We start from the raw sequence: 16,252 nt of genomic DNA on the forward strand, positions 1-16,252 counted from the left end.
CCCGAACTTTTTTCACTTGTCTGTTTTCGGTTTTCAACTGACTGAACGAATACATTAATCCTTTCAGAATTTATTGGGATATAGTATTACTTTCAAGCCTTCGCGCGCTTGTGCAACTTTGAAGGCCTGCTCAAAGTTTAATAATGGATAACGGTGTGTGACGATGGAGCATACATCGACCAGTCTTTTTTCGACCAGCCCAATCGCCCGCGGGCAGGTATGTTTCATTCGCCGCGCCGCCAATGTCGAAAACATTGACGATCCAATTCCAGCTTTCGACGAGTACTTCATCCATTTTTTGCACAGATGAAAAAGGGCGCTCACAATATCAAATCACATTAGCGTGTCCAAAATGAGTATCAGCGGTGAACCAAGCCTTTATATTCTATCCTCATTCAGGCAAAATAGAGTCAAACCGATTTATGGGAGCGTAATATCCTAAAGAAATCATGGTTTCCAATAGCACATCGGCTTCTGCTAGAGTGCATAACTGCTCTACAACTGCGAGAATCAAGATGCCAATCGTTCCCGTAACAGGTACGCTCCCCAGCGCCAAGATGAAAAAATTGTCCCAAAGCATCTTCTATTTCTCCAATTGTCAACTTGACGATTGTTAGATCGCCCCAATTATTCGACGAGCTCTTCCCAAGGGAATGCCGCGTTGATACTCCCTTTTCACCGCAGGAGTGCTGTATAATAACTCTCATGACCGATCTCTTCGACCACGCCATGCAGCAACAGATGAAACACGAAGCCCCGCTGGCAGCGCGCTTACGACCGCGCAACCTCGACGAATACGTTGGGCAGGAGCATATCATCGGTGAAGGCAAGCTAATGCGGCGCGCCATCATTGCCGATCGGTTGTTCGCTTCTATCATTTTATGGGGACCTCCAGGGACAGGCAAAACCACCCTCGCAATGGTCATCGCCAATCAGACCAAAGCACACTTCGAGACGCTTTCCGCAGTGCTGGATGGCAAACCACGCCTGCGTGAAGTTGTGGATGAAGCCATTGAGCGCAGACGGCTCTATCAGAAGAAGACGATTCTCTTCGTCGATGAAGTTCACCGCTGGAACAAGGCCCAGCAAGACGCTCTGCTACCGCATGTAGAAAACGGCACCCTGACGTTGATTGGCGCGACAACCGAGAATCCCTATTTTGAAGTGATCGGCGCGCTGGTCTCGCGCTCGCGCGTTTTCCAGTTGCGGACATTGGGCGATGAGCATGTGCGTATTCTGCTGGAACGCGCCCTGCGCGACCCCGAGCGCGGCTACGGCAACCGCAAGGTTGATCTCGCCCCAGAAGCGCGTGACCACCTTATTCATGTCTCTGGCGGCGATGCGCGTAATGCCCTCAACGCCCTGGAACTAGCCGTCGAGTCCACGCCGCCGGATGATGCTGGGGTTATTCGCATCACGCTCGATGTTGCTCAGGAATCAATCCAGCGCCGGGCGGTGCTCTACGACAAAGATGGCGATTCGCACTACGATACAATTTCGGCTTTCATCAAATCCGTGCGCGGCTCAGACCCCGATGCAGCGCTCTACTGGTTGGCGAAGATGCTCTACGCCGGGGAAGACCCGCGTTTTATCGTCCGCCGCCTGCTCATTTTAGCTGGTGAAGATATTGGTCTGGCCGATCCACTGGGGTTGGTTGTTGCCAATGCTGCTGCACAGGCTTTTGAATTTGTGGGTATGCCGGAGGGGATTTACTCGATTGTAGAGGCCACACTCTATTTAGCAACCGCCCCCAAGTCAAATTCCGCTACACATTATTTCAAAGCTTTTCAATTAATAGAAAAAGACGGCGTCGGCGAAGTCCCTAATCACATCAAAGATGCCAACCGCGATGCAGTTGCCTTAGGTCACGGCCAGGGCTACAAATATTCCCACGCAGGTCCCGGTCATTTCATTCCTCAGCAATATCTTCCCCAAAAAGTTTTAGGTACGTATTTTTATCGCCCATCAGATCAGGGCTACGAGACTGAAGTCAGCGAGCGCCTGGAACGCTGGCGGGTGGCGCAGCGCAAGGCTCTGGGCATTGACAAGGCCGAAACCCTGCCCGAACTCACCGAAGATACCATCACCAATATCAAACGCAAGCACAAATAAAAAAATAACCGCAGATGAACGCAGATTTATAGTTTTTATCCGCGTGTATTTATGTTCATTTACGGTAAAAGAATGCTACCCGCAATACGCCAGCGCCGCGTCGGCCAGCACATAGGCCAGATCAATCGTGGATTGAATATCCACCCATTCTTCGGCGCTGTGCAAGCCATAGCCGATTGGCCCTAGCAGCACCGTTTCCATTCCGGCATCGGCAAACAAGGCTGCGTCTGTCCAGAAGGTTTGCCCGCTATGGGCCGATGATTTCCCCAGGCGGGATTCCAGCACCCGGTCGAGAATCTGCACAATGGCGGCATCCGGGGCGACCACGAAGGGGGCGCGCTCGAAAGTAGGCCTGATCGTCGCCCGGAAAGTTTCATCTTGCGCGGCCAGTTTGTCGATGATGGTCTGCAATTCAGCGGTGGCCTGCTCAACCGTTTCTCCGGGGGCGGTACGACGTTCGAGTTGCAGCAAACAACTCGCCGCGTAGATACTGACCTCCTTGCCCCCTTGCAGCCGCGCCGCATGGAGCGAGGGCGGCCCGGTTAGGGCGTGTCCCTCTCGTTTGAGCAAATCCTGTTCCAGCTTGTCCAACTCCCCCAGAAAACGCCCCATGCGCATATTGGCATCGATTCCCTCGGCGTAGCGGCTGCCATGCGCGGCGCGGCCAATCGTCTCGACATCGTACCAGATGAACCCGCGGTGCGCCCGGCAGACGTGCATATCGGTGGGCTCGGTGACAATGGCGGCATCGGCCTGCACTTGTTGAACAAGCGCCTCGGTGCCAATGCTGGCGTATTCTTCGTCGGCCACAGCAGTGATGATCAGATCGCCCGCCAGCGATATTCCAGCATCCACAAAGGCTTTGGCGACTGCCAGCATGGCGGCCAGACTGGCTTTCATATCTTGTGAACCGCGCCCGTAAAGCCGCCCTTCACGAATTTCTGCACCGAAGGGATCCATCGTCATGCCCTCCACACCGACGGTATCCATGTGGGCATTGAGCAGTAGCGAACGTCCTTGCCCGCGGCCTTTGAGAATGCCGACTACATTCACGCGCCCCGGCTCAATTTCGTGCAATGTGGTTTCCAGTCCCAATTTTTTTAGAGCATCGGCGACATACGCGCCCAGTTCGGCTTCGCCCTGGCCCTCCGGTGTCAGCGAGGGGTTAACCGAGTTGATTCGCACCAGGTCTTTCAGTGTTTCGATCAGATACGTTTCATCAAGCGTAATTTTCATAGATACTCCTTGGCTCCGAGGTATTATACGCTGTCAACCGTCGGACGTCAGGATGTCTGACGCCAAAAATAGAGTATCATATAGCACTAAACTTTCTGTCTTCAACTTTCAACCTATAACGTGCAAATATGCCAACTATTTTACTGATTCGCCACGCTGAAAATGAATACGTCAAGAAGGGCCGCCTGGCCGGACGCCTCCCGGGTGTGCAGCTTAATAAGAAGGGGCGGCAACAAGCCCAGGCATTGGCCGAGACCCTCAAGGATGCGCCGATTAAAGCCATCTACGTCAGCCCGCTGGAGCGCACGCTGGAGACTGCCGCGCCTATCGCGGCCGCCCTCAACCTAGACGTGATCCCAAATTCGGGTTTGCTGGAAATTGACTTTGGCGACTGGCAAGATAAAACGCTCAAGGAATTGCGCCGTCGAAAATTATGGCGTACCGTTCAGCAAGCCCCCTCACGCATGTGTTTCCCCGGCGGGGAGAGTTTTGCCGCCGCGCAGGCGCGAATTATAACTGCCCTCGAAGCGCTCTGTCAGAAACATAGCCCCAAAGAAATGCTTATTTGCGTTTCGCACAGCGACAGCATCAAACTGGCCGTAGCCTACTACCTGGGGATGCATATTGACCACTTCCAACGGCTAATGATTGCGCCTGCGTCGATCACAACCCTGTTTCTTGGCGAAGGGCAGACGCGGGTTATTAATGTGAATATGGATGCAGGCCACAAGTTGCAGGCTGAACATTAACGTAAACGTGTAACCTTCAACCCGCAAAATGGTATACTTCTCAAACAAATTATTAACCCATCGGAATAAATCATGCCAAACCAAGAATTTGATCTTAACCCCGTTGACCATATCACCGTAGACGCGCTTGGAGCCGCCGGACAGCGCGTTTTTTATATTCAGGCTCAAAAAGGCGCTCAAACGATCACGCTGATCGCCGAAAAATTCCAGTTACAATCGCTCGCCATTGGTATCGAGCGCTTTTTGGCCGAAATCGCCGAGAAATTCCCTGATCTACCTGCTCCCGTAGCCGAGTTTTCTGAAACCCAGATGCACATTCACCCGCCGGTTGACCCGCTCTGCCGCATTGCCAATATCGGGCTGGGATTTGACATTGAAGCCGATCTGGCTGTACTGGTCATCCACGAATTGCTGCCCGAAGGCGATATCATGGAGGAAATCGAGGATGCGATCCAATCCAATGACGATACCATCGAAGGGGATGTACCCAACGTGGTGCGTCTCTGGTGCAGCCGCGATCAACTGCTGGCGCTCAGCCGCTGGAGCATCGAAGTTGCATCCCGTGGTCGGCCCATTTGCCCCCAATGCAACGAACCAATGGAGCCTGAAGGCCACTTCTGCGTCAAGAAAAACGGCGGACACGCGCGCAAATGAATGCATGGCGAATAGCAAATCGCCATCCGTCTTCCCATGCACGAGCCAATTCTCACCGCGCTAAACTCTGGCACGTTCTCCCTCGAGGGGGAATTCATCCACGGGGCAAATTACTCCTTTCTCGTCCAGATTCAGCACCAGGGCGAAATCACGCGCGCGGTCTACAAACCCGAGCAAGGCGAACGCCCGTTGTGGGATTTCCCCGACAATACCCTGGCGCACCGCGAAACCGCCGCTTATCTCGTCAGCCAGAGCCTCGGCTGGGAGTTAGTACCCCCCACGGTTTATCGCAGCGATGGCCCCTACGGCCCCGGCTCACTGCAATATTTCGTTCCTCACGACCCCAATTATCACTATTTCAATCTCAGCGAAGCGCATTTTCAGTGCATGCCGCCCGTGATTCTCTTTGATCTGCTGGTCAACAATGCCGACCGTAAAGGCAGTCACCTGGTCTTTGATGCCGACGACCATCTCTGGCTGATCGACCACGGCCTCTGTTTTCATGTGGAGGACAAACTGCGCACCGTAATCTGGGATTTTGCCGGAGAGCCGGTGCCGCCTGAATTTTTGGTCGATTTACAAACCCTGAACGGGAACCTCGCGCTTGGCTCCGAGTTGGTTGCCGCACTCGCAGCGCATCTCGCCCCCGAAGAGATCGCCGCCCTGCACGCCCGCGCCGAAAGATTGCAAACTTTAGAGAATTTCCCGCATCCGCCCAACGACCGGAGAGCGTATCCATACCCGCCGTTATAACCCCTCACCCACCCTCCGCTACGCTTCGGATTTCCCTCTCCCTTAGGGAGAGGGGCCAGGGGTGAGGGAAATAGGAGAACCAATGCCTCATTATAATCTCGCCTTCCTCGGTTTTGGCAACGTCGGCAAAGCCTTAGCCGAATTATTGCTGCGTAAAGCCGCCGATATTGTAGCCCAGCGCGGCGTAACCTTCAGCGTAACCGGCATTGCCACCGGCAGCCGCGGCATCGCCATTGACCCCAACGGCATTGACCTTGCCAAAGCCCTCGAACTCGTCAAAAGCGGTCAATCTATCAACGAACTCAACCTTCAACCTTCAACCTTCAATTCACAAACTTTCATCGAAAACTGCGGCGCCGATGTACTCTTTGAAACCATCCCCGTGAACTACGAAAGCGGCCAGCCCGCCATTGACTATATCCGCGCTGCCCTCGAACTAGGCATGCACGTTACCACTGCCAACAAAGGCCCGGTGGTGCATGGCTATCACGAACTAACCGCTCTCGCTAAATCCAAAGGGCGCAAATTCTATTTCGAATCTGCCGTGATGGATGGCGCGCCGGTCTTTGGTCTGTTCCGCGAGACGCTACCCGCCGCCAATCTCAACGCCCTGCGCGGCGTGCTCAACTCGACGACCAATCTTCTGCTCACGCGCATGGAAGCTGGCGAGAGTTTCGAAGATGCCGTGGCCTACGCCCAATCGATTGGCATTGCTGAAACCGACCCCAGCGGCGATGTCGATGGCTGGGATGCGGCGATCAAAGTTTGTGCGCTGGTATCGGTGATGATGGGTGTGCCGCTCAAACCGCACGATGTAGACCGCACGGGCATCGGCGGTATCTCGGTTGACGATGTGGCGCAGGCCAAATCCGAGGGCAAACGCTGGAAACTGGTCTGCGAAGCGCTTCGGGATGGGGATCAGGTGCGGGCACGCGTGGCACCCCAAAAGGTCGGTGTCGAATCGCCCCTCTATGGGGTCATGGGCACCACCTCCATCGTCGAGTTTGAATCCGATGTGCTGGGCAAACTCTCGCTCATCGAGGCCGATCCCGGCCCCCACACCACGGCTTACGGTCTGCTGGCCGATTTCCTCAACGCCGTCGCCTGAACGACACAAATCCCCATGACTGATTTAACGCCTGCTTTGCTGCCCGCTATTGAAAAACATCGCCTGCCCGGTTTGGATTTGGACGCTGATTTTATTTACCCCAAATATGATGGGGATTCGATCCTCAACATTCCCAGTTCGATCTGCCGCTGGCTGAACGTGCCCGGCCTGGGGGCTGGCGCGCTGCGCCCGGAGATTTTACAACCCCCGGGGGAGGGTATCCGCAAAGTACTCCTGATCCTCATGGATGCGCTGGCCCTGCATCGTTTTCAACGCTGGCTGGATGAAAACCGCAACCCGGTGTGGAATACTTTGCTGCAAAGCGGCAACCTGGCCCCGCTGACCTCGATCAGCCCCAGCACAACTTGCGCGGCGACAACCTCGTTATGGACGGGTGCTAGCGCGGCCGAGCATGGGATCGCAGGCTACGAACTCTGGCTCAAGGAATACGGCATGGTCGCCAATATGATCTTGCACACCCCGATGGCTTTCCGCCGCGGGGTAGGTGAACTTGCCAAAGCCGGATTCAACGCATCGGAATACCTGCCGATGACCACGCTGGGCGAACATCTCAGCACGCACGGCGTACAGCCGTATGCTTTTTTGCATCACAGTATTGCCCACTCCGGGCTTTCGACGATGCAAATGCGCGCTGTTGAAGTAGCGCCCTTCAGCACGCCGGTTGATTTGTGGGTGACGATGCGAGAATTATTTGAAGAAAAAGCCCGGCAACGCCTGTATACCTGGGCTTATTGGGGTGTGGTGGATGGTTTTTCGCATCAGTACCAACCCGAAGACGAGCGCGTTTCTGCTGAATTTACACAGTTTAGCGAGGCTTTTGAGCGTCATTTTCTTAATCAACTTAGCGCCGCGGCGCGGCAAGATACGCTGGTGCTGCTGACTGCCGATCACGGGCAGATTCGCACCTTCGATCAGGGCCGTTATCACCTCAAGAACCACCCCGAACTGGATGCTATGCTGCATATCCGTCCAACGGGTGAAAACCGGCTAATCTATCTCTATGCCAAACCCGGGCAAAAAGAGGCCATCCGGCAATATTTCGAAGCGGCCTGGCCGGACGAGTTCGCTGTTTTCACCCCGGAGCAGGCTTTGGCCGCCGGTTTATTCGGCCCGGGGCTGGAGCACCCGCTTTTGCGCGACCGTCTGGGCGACCTGATTGTAATCCCGCGCGACAACGCCTACTTGTGGTGGGCAGACAAGCCCAATCCGCTGATTGGGCGACATGGCGGTCTGCACCGTGAGGAGATGTTGGTGCCATTTTTGGCAGCCCGATTAGGGTAAATACGCTCAAAGAACCATTTTCATAAATAAGGATTCGCCATGACCCAACCACTCAGTGAAAAAATATCCCAGATCATGCTTTATACCCGCCAAAGCCTGGTCTGGGGGAAAGTGCGTACCAAACCTGCCATCCGCATCAACACCTGGCTGCGTACAGACATGGCCCCAACATATATGAAACTCTTTGACGCTCAAATGTTGCCGCTTACCGGCGCGCAAAAGCCGCTAAAATTTCCCCAAATGTTTTTCCATACCGATCAAATTATCGCCTACCATATTTTGCCCCCCACCGAAGAACCGCTCGACTACGATCCCGGCGAACCCAACCGCAAACGGATACCAATGACTGCCATTGTCGGCGGCTTTCGCTTCGATGGTTTTTTACGCATGGCGCAACAAACCAAGATTGAGAGCTTTCTAAGCGTATCCAAGGCGAATTATCTTTCATTTTATGATGCGACCATGTCGTGTCCGGCGCTGCCCGCCATTAAGGGGGTGAGCGCTGCGCTGATGCTGATTCGCCAAAGTGATGCCAGTTTTATCCCAGGATAAGCGAAACGCCTGCGCGGCGCTAGACCCTTCGCTACCGCTCAGGGTGACAACGAATATCCCGCTCACTTTCTACATACTCAGCGGTGAAATAATTCCAATTGTAGTTGGAGAGTGCAATATGCAGTGGCAGCGCGAAAATTTTATCATCAGCGATGCACATAGCGCCGTAGACCTGGATTTTGTCGAGGCGATGTTGCGCAGCAATTATTGGGCGCCTGATCGTCCGCGCCCGGTGATTGAAGCGGCTATTCGAGGCTCGATCCCCTTCTCGCTTTTCGATGGTGAGCAGTCCGTTGGCTTTGCGCGTGCCGTCACCGACCGCGCCACCTTCGCCTGGATCGCCGACGTGATGATTGCCCCAGCATACCGCGGCCAGGGCCTGGGGAAATGGCTGATCCAATGCGTCTTGGAACACCCGGCAATCGCATCGACTGCGACGCAATTATTGCGCACGCGCGATGCCCACGGGCTGTATACCAAATTTGGATTTGAAGTTGTTGAAAGTATGGGGCGTAAACCCTGATGCTAATCGGCCCGGCAGGGGTTATCGGGATCGGGGTCGTTAGGAGGCATTCCGTCGGTGCCGGGGCCATATTCGCAGACCGCACGCCAGGGGATATAGTTGGTCGTAAATACATCTTCATTAATCACATCGCCGCCGCGTGTAACGGTGCGGGTTACAGTTACAGCCGCCCCCTCTACTGCCCAATCGACCTGATGAATTTCACCCGTGCCCAATTCTTCGTTTTCCTCATAGCGCGGTTCTGGTGCGTCTTGCTTGTTGGTCAGGCCGCTGGTGGACCAATCGACCGTGCGCCCATCGGAAGTAGAGTAGAACTTCCAGGTCAGATAATATTCCCCAATATACGTCTCCATTAGCAGCCAGTAACCAGTATCATTGGTGAATTTAAAATCCACCACGGGCACATAAACAGTGGCATCCAGCCCGGCCCAATCGGAATCGTGCCCGCCGCCGTAGGTCTGCTCGTAGTAGTAGACGCGGTAGGCGTGCGGATAACGTTCTACGATAGAGAAGCCGCCAAAAAACACGGTTCGGAATAGCGTGGTGCTGACCTGACACACACCACCGCCCACGCCCTTGATCGTGCGGTCGCCGAAAATAATCCAGGCTTCAGCATAGCCAGTATCCAAACTGACATCGCCCAAAATCCGAGCCATCGAAAAGGTTTCGCCGGGGGCTACCAGCAAGCCGTGGAACCGCGAAGCTGCCGTGCGGATATTTTGTTTGCGCGAGGCGCTGGAGCCATAAAAATAGGTCGTGTGTGAATTGACCAGTTCGGTAATACCCAATTCGGCAGCGGTGGCATCATCATTGACTTGCGGGGCTTCGTAGTCCATGTCCAGGTTGATGTCGTGCTCGCCCGCCAGCACTTTACTTTGCACCGCCAAAATAGTGGCTTCAATATCCAGCGATTGGCCCTGGGTAGCATGGGCAATCGCTTCTAGTTCGCGCGTATCATCATCAAAAATAAAGCGCGCGTTTTCGGGTCTGCGCTCCAGGCCGGGGGCAATTTGCTCTAAAAAGCTGCGCAAACGCGCTTCGTCCAGGCCAATTTGGTATTCTTCCCCCTCGGGGGTGGGTACGCGCTCGAAAACCAGCATCCCGCCCAAGTCTTCGCGGGCGAATCCCCACGGGCCGGGGCCATCTTCTCCCGCTCCGGGCATGCGCAGCGTCAACGGGGCGCTCAAAATCTGGCGGGCAATCTGCGCCTGGGCCTCCACATCCATAATCACTGGCGGGTCTTCATCCACCACCAGATCAATTTCGCCATCGATCAACGCCCGCGTCAGGGTTTCAATTTGAGCAAGATTGGCGGCGATCTCCAGCCTGCGCCCAATTTGACCGCGCTGAACAACCACATCGGCGGCCTCAACCCGCAGCGAGGCCTCAATGGTGGGTACATTAATTTGATTGGCAATATTGGTAAGTTGATAGTGGGCGATGCGCTGATCGAAGGTCATGCGCGGCGGCAGGGTGAGGCCCTGAAACCAGCCCTGAAAACGTTCGCCCAGACGTGTGGGCAACGGCCCTGTGCGGCCCAATTCAAAAGCCATTTGTGCATTTTCAGCGGGATCAATAAAAACGCCCAGTTCCTGGGGAGTCGCCATCCAGAGATTTTCGCCATCTCGCAGCAGGATTTGCCCGCGCTGGGGATAATCGTACGCCGCTCGTAGCTGATCGGTGGCCTCGAGGGAAGTCAACCCCGAGAGATCAACCCAGCCCACGCGCACCCCGGGGAAGATGCGCCCCGAATAGCGCAGGCCATAACCGAGGCCGAGCAGCATCAGCGCCAGCCCAAAGAGAAACAGGCCGCCGATGAAGGCGATGATGATGCGTTGCAGGGGAGATGGGGCATTTGAGCGTTGCATACTGGGAAGCATTGTACCAAATAACAAGCCCCAAAGGTTTGGCTATGCGGCAGCAGGTCGCTTTCTGAACCAAATCCCAAAGCAATCTAAATAAGTTCTGAATATCTTCCGGGTAAGATAGGGGTCAGGTAATCAGGCGCATAGGTAATAGGCGCCCAATTGCCCAATCAACGAATACACCCGAATCCAGGAGTACATCATGAATACTAAAAAATTCATTCCCATCATCTTTATCGTAATTGCATCACTGGCTTGCAGCCTTTTTCAGGGAACGATACCCGAAGCGCAGGCAGCGGGAGATTCGCCCGCGAGTGAAGCGAGTGAAGCGAGTGCAACGAGTGCAACGAGTGCAGAATCCGCACCGGAAACAGAACCAGCCCTTCAATCCGTTCGGGACGAATCCCAAATCGCTTTTGATGAAGCGCTGCCCGATGATCTGCCCTATCCCATTGTCGACACGGGACAGGTTTATTGTTACGACGACAGCGGCGGCAGCCAACCCTGTCCCACGGCAGGCGAAACTTTTTACGGTCAGGATGCCCAATACAGCGGCTATGCCCCCAGCTACAGCGATAATGGCGATGGGACGATCAGCGACAATATCACCGGGCTGATGTGGCAGCAAGACCCCGGCGAGAAGATAAGCTACGCCCAGGCCGTGACCGGGGCTGATAACTTTACCTTGGCCGGATACGACGACTGGCGGCTGCCGACGATCAAAGAACTGTACTCGCTGATTTTGTTCAGCGGCTACGATGTGAGCGGCTGGAATAGTGGGGACACCTCGGGGTTGACCCCGTTCATTGACGCTGTCTTTGCCTTTGAGTATGGCGACACCACCAACGGCGAGCGCATCATCGACTCGCAATGGGCCACCAACAGCAAATACTTTAGCACCACCATGAACGGCACAGAAACCATATTTGGGGTCAACTTTGCCGACGGGCGCATTAAAGGTTATGGCACGCAAGACATGCGAGGGAACGGTGAGAAAACCTTCTTCGTAATCTACGTGCGCGGCAACCCCGATTACGGCATTAACGACTTCACCGATAATGGCAATGGCACGATCAGCGACAACACTACCGGCCTGACGTGGATGCAAAACGACAGCGGTAATGGCTTGGATTGGGAAGGTGCGATCAACTACTGCGAAAGCCTCGACTACGCCGGAAGCAGCGATTGGCGTTTGCCCAACGTAAAAGAACTGCAAAGTATCCTCGATTACAGCCGCTCACCGGATGCCACCAACTCCGCGGCAATTGACCCGCTTTTCAATGTCACTTCCATCACTAACGAGGCCGGGCAAGTTGATTACCCCTTCTACTGGAGCAGCACCACGCATGCCAATATGAAGAATGGTTCGGGGGGCGCGTATGTCGCCTTCGGCAGGGGCCTGGGATATATGAATAATCAGTGGATAGATGTCCACGGGGCGGGCACGCAGCGCAGCGACCCCAAAAGCGGTGATCCAGCCGATTGGCCCACCGGCCACGGGCCGCAGGGTGATGCCATTCGCATCAATAACTACGCCCGTTGTGTGACCGGCGGCGTGAGCAGCGAAGTCGCCACTGGCGGCGCAGCAGACCCGCAAATTGGCGCGGGCGCAGCATTCCCCGGCGGGAACGGCGCGCAAAACAGTCAGGGTCAGCAAGCACAAGGCCCCGGACTGGGCAGTCCCCCGCAGGAAGCCATCGATGCCTGCTCTGGCCTGAGCGCGGGCGCGGCTTGCTCGTTTAGTGTACCCGCCGTTGGCACCATCAGCGGAACCTGCACACAAGTTCAAACCGAACTGGCCTGTGTCCCGGAAGGCGGGCCTCCGCAGAGTGGCGGGGGACAACAACCATAGCGTTGATGAAAGCGCAAACCACAAAAATTCATCCGTGTTTATCTTGGGCCGTTGAAAAAAGGAAAAGCAGCGTGAAAACCCCAAAATACCTGAACTTGCTCACATTAATCCTGTTGACACTGGTCTGCTCGCTGGTCGGCAGCGCAAATGCCGCCGAAGAGCCAGAAGCGCTCTATCTCTTCGCCCCTATCCAATCCACCGAAACCTACCTGATGAACCGCGCGGGCGCCGCCCTCTACACCTGGACAAGCAACTACACCCCCGGCAACGCGGTTTATCTGTTGGAAAACGGCAATTTGCTGCGCACCGGCATGGTTCGCAACGGCGCATTCGATGTCGGGGGCGCGGGCGGGGTTGTGCAAGAAATTGCCCCCGATAGCTCAATCGTTTGGGAATACCGCCTGGCCGACGAGAACGCCCAACTACATCACGACATTGAACCGCTGCCCAACGGCAATATTCTAATGATCGCCTGGGAGCGCAAAACCCAGGCCGAGGCCATCGCCGCCGGGCGTGACCCCAGCCTGCTGCAAGATGGCGAACTCTGGCCGGGTTATATTTTTGAAGTTGATCCTGCCGCCAACGAGATCGTTTGGGAGTGGCACGCCTGGGATCATCTGGTTCAGGACTACGCCCCGGCGCAGGCCAACTACGGCGTGGTGAACGAGCATACCGAAAAAATAGACCTCAACTTCACCAGCGCCCAGGCCAACGCCGACTGGCTGCATATCAACAGCATTGACTACAACGCCGAACTCGACCAAATTTCACTCAGCGTGCATAATTTCAGCGAAGTTTGGGTCATAGACCACGGCGCAGCCCCCGCACAGGCCGATCTGCTTTACCGTTGGGGCAATCCTCAAACCCACGGGGCTGGAACAACTGCCGATCAGCAGCTTTTTGCTCAGCACGATGCCCAATGGATTGCAGCCGGACTCCCCGGCGCGGGCAATATGCTCATCTTCAACAACGGCGCACGGCGCACACGGCCCTATTCTTCAGTGGAGGAGATCACCCCGCCCCTCAACGCCAACGGCTCATACACGCTCGAAGCAGGCACAGCCTACACGCCCGCTGCACCCGCGTGGAACTTCACCGGCGACTTTTTTGCTCAGAATATCTCTGGCGCGCAGCGGCTGGCAAATGGCAACACCCTCATTTGCAACGGCCCAGACGGAATTTTCTACGAAGTTACATCGCAGGGCGAAATTGTTTGGGAATACAACTATGGCGGGGGTGTTTTTCGGGTGACGAAAATTTCCGCTGATGATCCCCGTCTGTCGGGGTTGAATTTGATACCCGGCGAAACTCTCATCGCCGAGGCGGGCGCAGCAGGACAGACCCCAGGGGTGGTGCCAGCCTCCGGGCAGGGCGGCCCACCCCAAAGGGCGCTAGACGCGTGCACTGGCTTGGCCGCAGACGCGTCTTGCTCGTTTGAAGGACAAAAAGGCACAGTCAGCGGCTCTTGTAAAAATCAGCAAAATCAGTTGGTGTGCGCGCCGCAAAACAAACCATAGCGGTACAATTGGGTACATGAGTACAGTGATTTCTACTATCCAATGGCCGCGCGCCCTGAGCGCCATGCGGCATCGCAATTTCCGTTTGTTTTTCGTGGGACAGCTCGTTTCGGTGGTAGGCACGTGGATGCAATCCACAGCGCAGCAATGGCTAGTGTATCGTATCACCGGCTCACAAACCAGCCTGGGCATGGTGACCTTTATCGGTTTTCTGCCGGTGCTGCTGCTTTCGCTGTTCATGGGCGTGTTGGTTGATCGAGTCTCCCGCCGTCGTTTGCTGGTCTTCACGCAAAGCTGGTTTATGCTGTTGGCCGTGGCGATGGCTGTACTAACCGCCACCGGCGTGGTGCAATACTGGCATATCCTGATTTTAGCCGGATTATTGGGCATCGGTAACGCCCTGGATATGCCCGCACGGCAAACTTTTGTTGTCGAGCTGGTCGATCAGGATAAAGGCGATGTGATGAACGCGATTGGCCTGAACTCATCTCTGTTCAATTTGGCGCGTATTGTTGGCCCCGCTATTGGTGGAGCCGTGGTGGCAGCCCTGGGTGAAGCCCCGGCTTTTGCCATTAACGCGGTCACGTTTCTGGCGGTGATCGCGGCATTATTGCTCATGCGCCTGCCAACTGTAGCAACAGAGACCAATCAACACCGCCCGTGGGAAAATTTGCTGTATGGCTTCCGCTATATGAAGCGCACTCGCCGGGTGTTGGGATTGGTGGTCATGGTAGCTGCCTTTAGCATGGTGGGCTTCGGCGCACTAACTTTGCTGCCGGTCTTTGCCAAAGATATTCTCAATATTGGCGTAACCGGCTTCGGGCAACTGCTTTCTGTTCAGGGTGTAGGGGCCTTGATCGGCGCGCTGTTGCTGGTTGTCGCTGAAGAACGCTTTCACAAAGGGCGTACCCTGCTTTTTAGCCGCGCCCTCATCGGGTTGGCGATCGCCGGTTTGGCGCTCTCGCGCATCCCCTGGGTGAGTATGCTCATCCTGGGAATCGCCGGATACGCCTTCATCACGCAGCTAATCATCACCAACACGCTCATCCAAACCATCGTCCCCGATGACTTGCGCGGGCGCGTGCTCAGCACCTACACCTGGGCGTTGGGCGGTTTTTACCCTTTGGGGTCGCTGCTGATGGGATTTTTGGGCGATCAACTGGGCGCGCCCAGCGCGGCGATGATTGCCGCCACAGGATGTCTGGTTTTGGTCGTCATCAATCTGCTGGCGTTCCCCAAGATGCAGCAACTGCGATGAGTGCGCGAAAAATTACCACGGAGCCACAGAGAACACAGAGATTCCCTGTGGTTTAACTTGCCTCTGAAAACTTTGGATGGAGCGATGAACAAAACGATTCTGGTTGTAGATGATAAAGCCAACGTGCGCACATTGCTGCGCGAGTATCTCAGCGAAGAGGGCTTCCGCGTGGCAACCGCCGAGAACGGGCAGCAAGCCCTGTATGTCGCCCGCGACGAAAAGCCCGATCTGATTATTCTCGATATTATGATGCCCGAAATGGGCGGTTATGATTTTTTGCGCGCTTACCGCAAAGAGTCGCAAACGCCGGTGATTTTGCTGACAGCCCGTCTGGAAGAGACCGACAAGGTGCTCGGCCTGGAATTGGGCGCCGACGATTATGTCACCAAACCGTTTGGGATGCGGGAGATCGTAGCGCGCATTCGGGCCGTGTTGCGCCGCACCGGGCAGATTGCGCCCCCCGCAGAGATTCTGCGCGGCGGGGATATTACCCTCGACATCGACGGGCATACCGTGCGCGTGGGAGGCGAGTATGTGGACCTAACGCCCTCGGAGTTTGATCTACTGGCAATTTTGATGCAAGCCTCCGGGCGGGTACTCTCGCGCATGGATTTGCTCGAAAAATTGCAGGGCGCGGCCTTCGAGGGCGTAGCGCGCACGATTGACGTGCATATTCGCAATCTGCGAACCAAAGTCGAGGCCGACCCCGCCAACCCGCGCCACATCGAGACCGTGTTTGGGGTGGGATACCGCTTTAGAGAATAAAACCAG

15 protein-coding genes are annotated in these 16,252 nt (G+C 55.5%); 12 read left to right on the plus strand and 3 right to left on the minus strand.

Annotated features, from left to right (window positions below; genetic code table 11):
- Positions 1-130: 130 nt before the first annotated feature.
- Positions 131-295: a hypothetical protein gene (locus HN413_09780; protein ID MBT3390689.1), complete on the minus strand. Its 165-nt coding sequence runs from the start codon at positions 293-295 to the stop codon at positions 131-133.
- Positions 296-705: 410 nt separating this feature from the next.
- Between HN413_09780 and HN413_09785 the strand changes: the two genes are divergently transcribed.
- A complete protein-coding gene (locus HN413_09785) occupies positions 706-2,112 on the plus strand; it encodes an AAA family ATPase (GenBank protein ID MBT3390690.1) in 1,407 nt (468 codons plus the stop codon).
- Positions 2,113-2,187: 75 nt separating this feature from the next.
- Here the strand turns inward: HN413_09785 and HN413_09790 are convergent, their stop codons facing one another.
- A complete protein-coding gene (locus HN413_09790) occupies positions 2,188-3,348 on the minus strand; it encodes an ArgE/DapE family deacylase (protein MBT3390691.1) in 1,161 nt (386 codons plus the stop codon).
- Positions 3,349-3,476: 128 nt separating this feature from the next.
- Between HN413_09790 and HN413_09795 the strand changes: the two genes are divergently transcribed.
- From HN413_09795 to HN413_09825, 7 genes are all read left to right on the plus strand, one after another.
- Positions 3,477-4,097 (plus strand): MSMEG_4193 family putative phosphomutase, encoded by a 621-nt coding sequence (locus HN413_09795; protein MBT3390692.1) that lies wholly within the window; start codon positions 3,477-3,479, stop codon positions 4,095-4,097.
- Positions 4,098-4,169: 72 nt separating this feature from the next.
- Positions 4,170-4,751, plus strand: a complete 582-nt coding sequence (locus HN413_09800; GenBank protein MBT3390693.1) for a DUF3090 family protein — start codon at positions 4,170-4,172, stop codon at positions 4,749-4,751.
- A gap of 36 nt (positions 4,752-4,787) precedes the next feature.
- Entirely contained in the window at positions 4,788-5,504 is a 717-nt protein-coding gene (locus tag HN413_09805; GenBank protein MBT3390694.1) for an SCO1664 family protein, read from the plus strand.
- Between the two features lie 82 nt (positions 5,505-5,586).
- Entirely contained in the window at positions 5,587-6,612 is a 1,026-nt protein-coding gene (locus HN413_09810) for a homoserine dehydrogenase (GenBank protein ID MBT3390695.1), read from the plus strand.
- A gap of 15 nt (positions 6,613-6,627) precedes the next feature.
- On the plus strand, positions 6,628-7,914 hold the full coding sequence (locus tag HN413_09815) for a hypothetical protein (GenBank protein ID MBT3390696.1): 1,287 nt from the start codon (positions 6,628-6,630) through the stop codon (positions 7,912-7,914).
- 39 nt (positions 7,915-7,953) lie between these two features.
- Positions 7,954-8,466, plus strand: a complete 513-nt coding sequence (locus HN413_09820) for a hypothetical protein (protein ID MBT3390697.1) — start codon at positions 7,954-7,956, stop codon at positions 8,464-8,466.
- Positions 8,467-8,584: 118 nt separating this feature from the next.
- Positions 8,585-8,989, plus strand: a complete 405-nt coding sequence (locus HN413_09825; protein ID MBT3390698.1) for a GNAT family N-acetyltransferase — start codon at positions 8,585-8,587, stop codon at positions 8,987-8,989.
- Between the two features lie 2 nt (positions 8,990-8,991).
- Here the strand turns inward: HN413_09825 and HN413_09830 are convergent, their stop codons facing one another.
- Entirely contained in the window at positions 8,992-10,857 is a 1,866-nt protein-coding gene (locus HN413_09830; protein ID MBT3390699.1) for a hypothetical protein, read from the minus strand.
- Between the two features lie 199 nt (positions 10,858-11,056).
- On the opposite strand from HN413_09830, the gene HN413_09835 reads away from it, so the two are divergent.
- The 4 genes from HN413_09835 to HN413_09850 all read left to right on the plus strand — a co-directional run bounded on the left by HN413_09835 (position 11,057) and on the right by HN413_09850 (position 16,246).
- Complete coding sequence (locus HN413_09835) at positions 11,057-12,706, plus strand: DUF1566 domain-containing protein (protein MBT3390700.1); 1,650 nt, start codon at positions 11,057-11,059, stop codon at positions 12,704-12,706.
- 71 nt (positions 12,707-12,777) lie between these two features.
- A complete protein-coding gene (locus HN413_09840; protein MBT3390701.1) occupies positions 12,778-14,223 on the plus strand; it encodes an arylsulfotransferase (ASST) in 1,446 nt (481 codons plus the stop codon).
- 16 nt (positions 14,224-14,239) lie between these two features.
- Positions 14,240-15,481 carry an MFS transporter gene (locus HN413_09845; protein ID MBT3390702.1) on the plus strand — a complete coding sequence of 414 codons (1,242 nt, stop codon included), beginning with the start codon at positions 14,240-14,242 and terminating at the stop codon, positions 15,479-15,481.
- A gap of 84 nt (positions 15,482-15,565) precedes the next feature.
- The gene (locus tag HN413_09850) at positions 15,566-16,246 is read left to right on the plus strand and encodes a response regulator transcription factor (GenBank protein MBT3390703.1); all 681 of its coding nucleotides are present in this window, start codon (positions 15,566-15,568) and stop codon (positions 16,244-16,246) included.
- Positions 16,247-16,252: the final 6 nt, after the last annotated feature.

The organism is Chloroflexota bacterium (genome assembly GCA_018648225.1).
Taxonomy (GTDB): Bacteria; Chloroflexota; Anaerolineae; order Anaerolineales; family UBA11858; genus NIOZ-UU35.

Bases quoted from the DNA above. Each gene is read 5' to 3' on its own strand.
- HN413_09780 (MBT3390689.1), bottom strand. From the start codon at position 295: ATGGATGAAGTACTCGTCGAAAGCTGGAATTGGATCGTCAATGTTTTC.
- HN413_09785 (MBT3390690.1), top strand. From the start codon at position 706: ATGACCGATCTCTTCGACCACGCCATGCAGCAACAGATGAAACACGAA.
- HN413_09790 (MBT3390691.1), bottom strand. From the start codon at position 3,348: ATGAAAATTACGCTTGATGAAACGTATCTGATCGAAACACTGAAAGAC.
- HN413_09795 (MBT3390692.1), top strand. From the start codon at position 3,477: ATGCCAACTATTTTACTGATTCGCCACGCTGAAAATGAATACGTCAAG.
- HN413_09800 (MBT3390693.1), top strand. From the start codon at position 4,170: ATGCCAAACCAAGAATTTGATCTTAACCCCGTTGACCATATCACCGTA.
- HN413_09805 (MBT3390694.1), top strand. From the start codon at position 4,788: ATGCACGAGCCAATTCTCACCGCGCTAAACTCTGGCACGTTCTCCCTC.
- HN413_09810 (MBT3390695.1), top strand. From the start codon at position 5,587: ATGCCTCATTATAATCTCGCCTTCCTCGGTTTTGGCAACGTCGGCAAA.
- HN413_09815 (MBT3390696.1), top strand. From the start codon at position 6,628: ATGACTGATTTAACGCCTGCTTTGCTGCCCGCTATTGAAAAACATCGC.
- HN413_09820 (MBT3390697.1), top strand. From the start codon at position 7,954: ATGACCCAACCACTCAGTGAAAAAATATCCCAGATCATGCTTTATACC.
- HN413_09825 (MBT3390698.1), top strand. From the start codon at position 8,585: ATGCAGTGGCAGCGCGAAAATTTTATCATCAGCGATGCACATAGCGCC.
- HN413_09830 (MBT3390699.1), bottom strand. From the start codon at position 10,857: ATGCAACGCTCAAATGCCCCATCTCCCCTGCAACGCATCATCATCGCC.
- HN413_09835 (MBT3390700.1), top strand. From the start codon at position 11,057: ATGAATACTAAAAAATTCATTCCCATCATCTTTATCGTAATTGCATCA.
- HN413_09845 (MBT3390702.1), top strand. From the start codon at position 14,240: ATGAGTACAGTGATTTCTACTATCCAATGGCCGCGCGCCCTGAGCGCC.
- HN413_09850 (MBT3390703.1), top strand. From the start codon at position 15,566: ATGAACAAAACGATTCTGGTTGTAGATGATAAAGCCAACGTGCGCACA.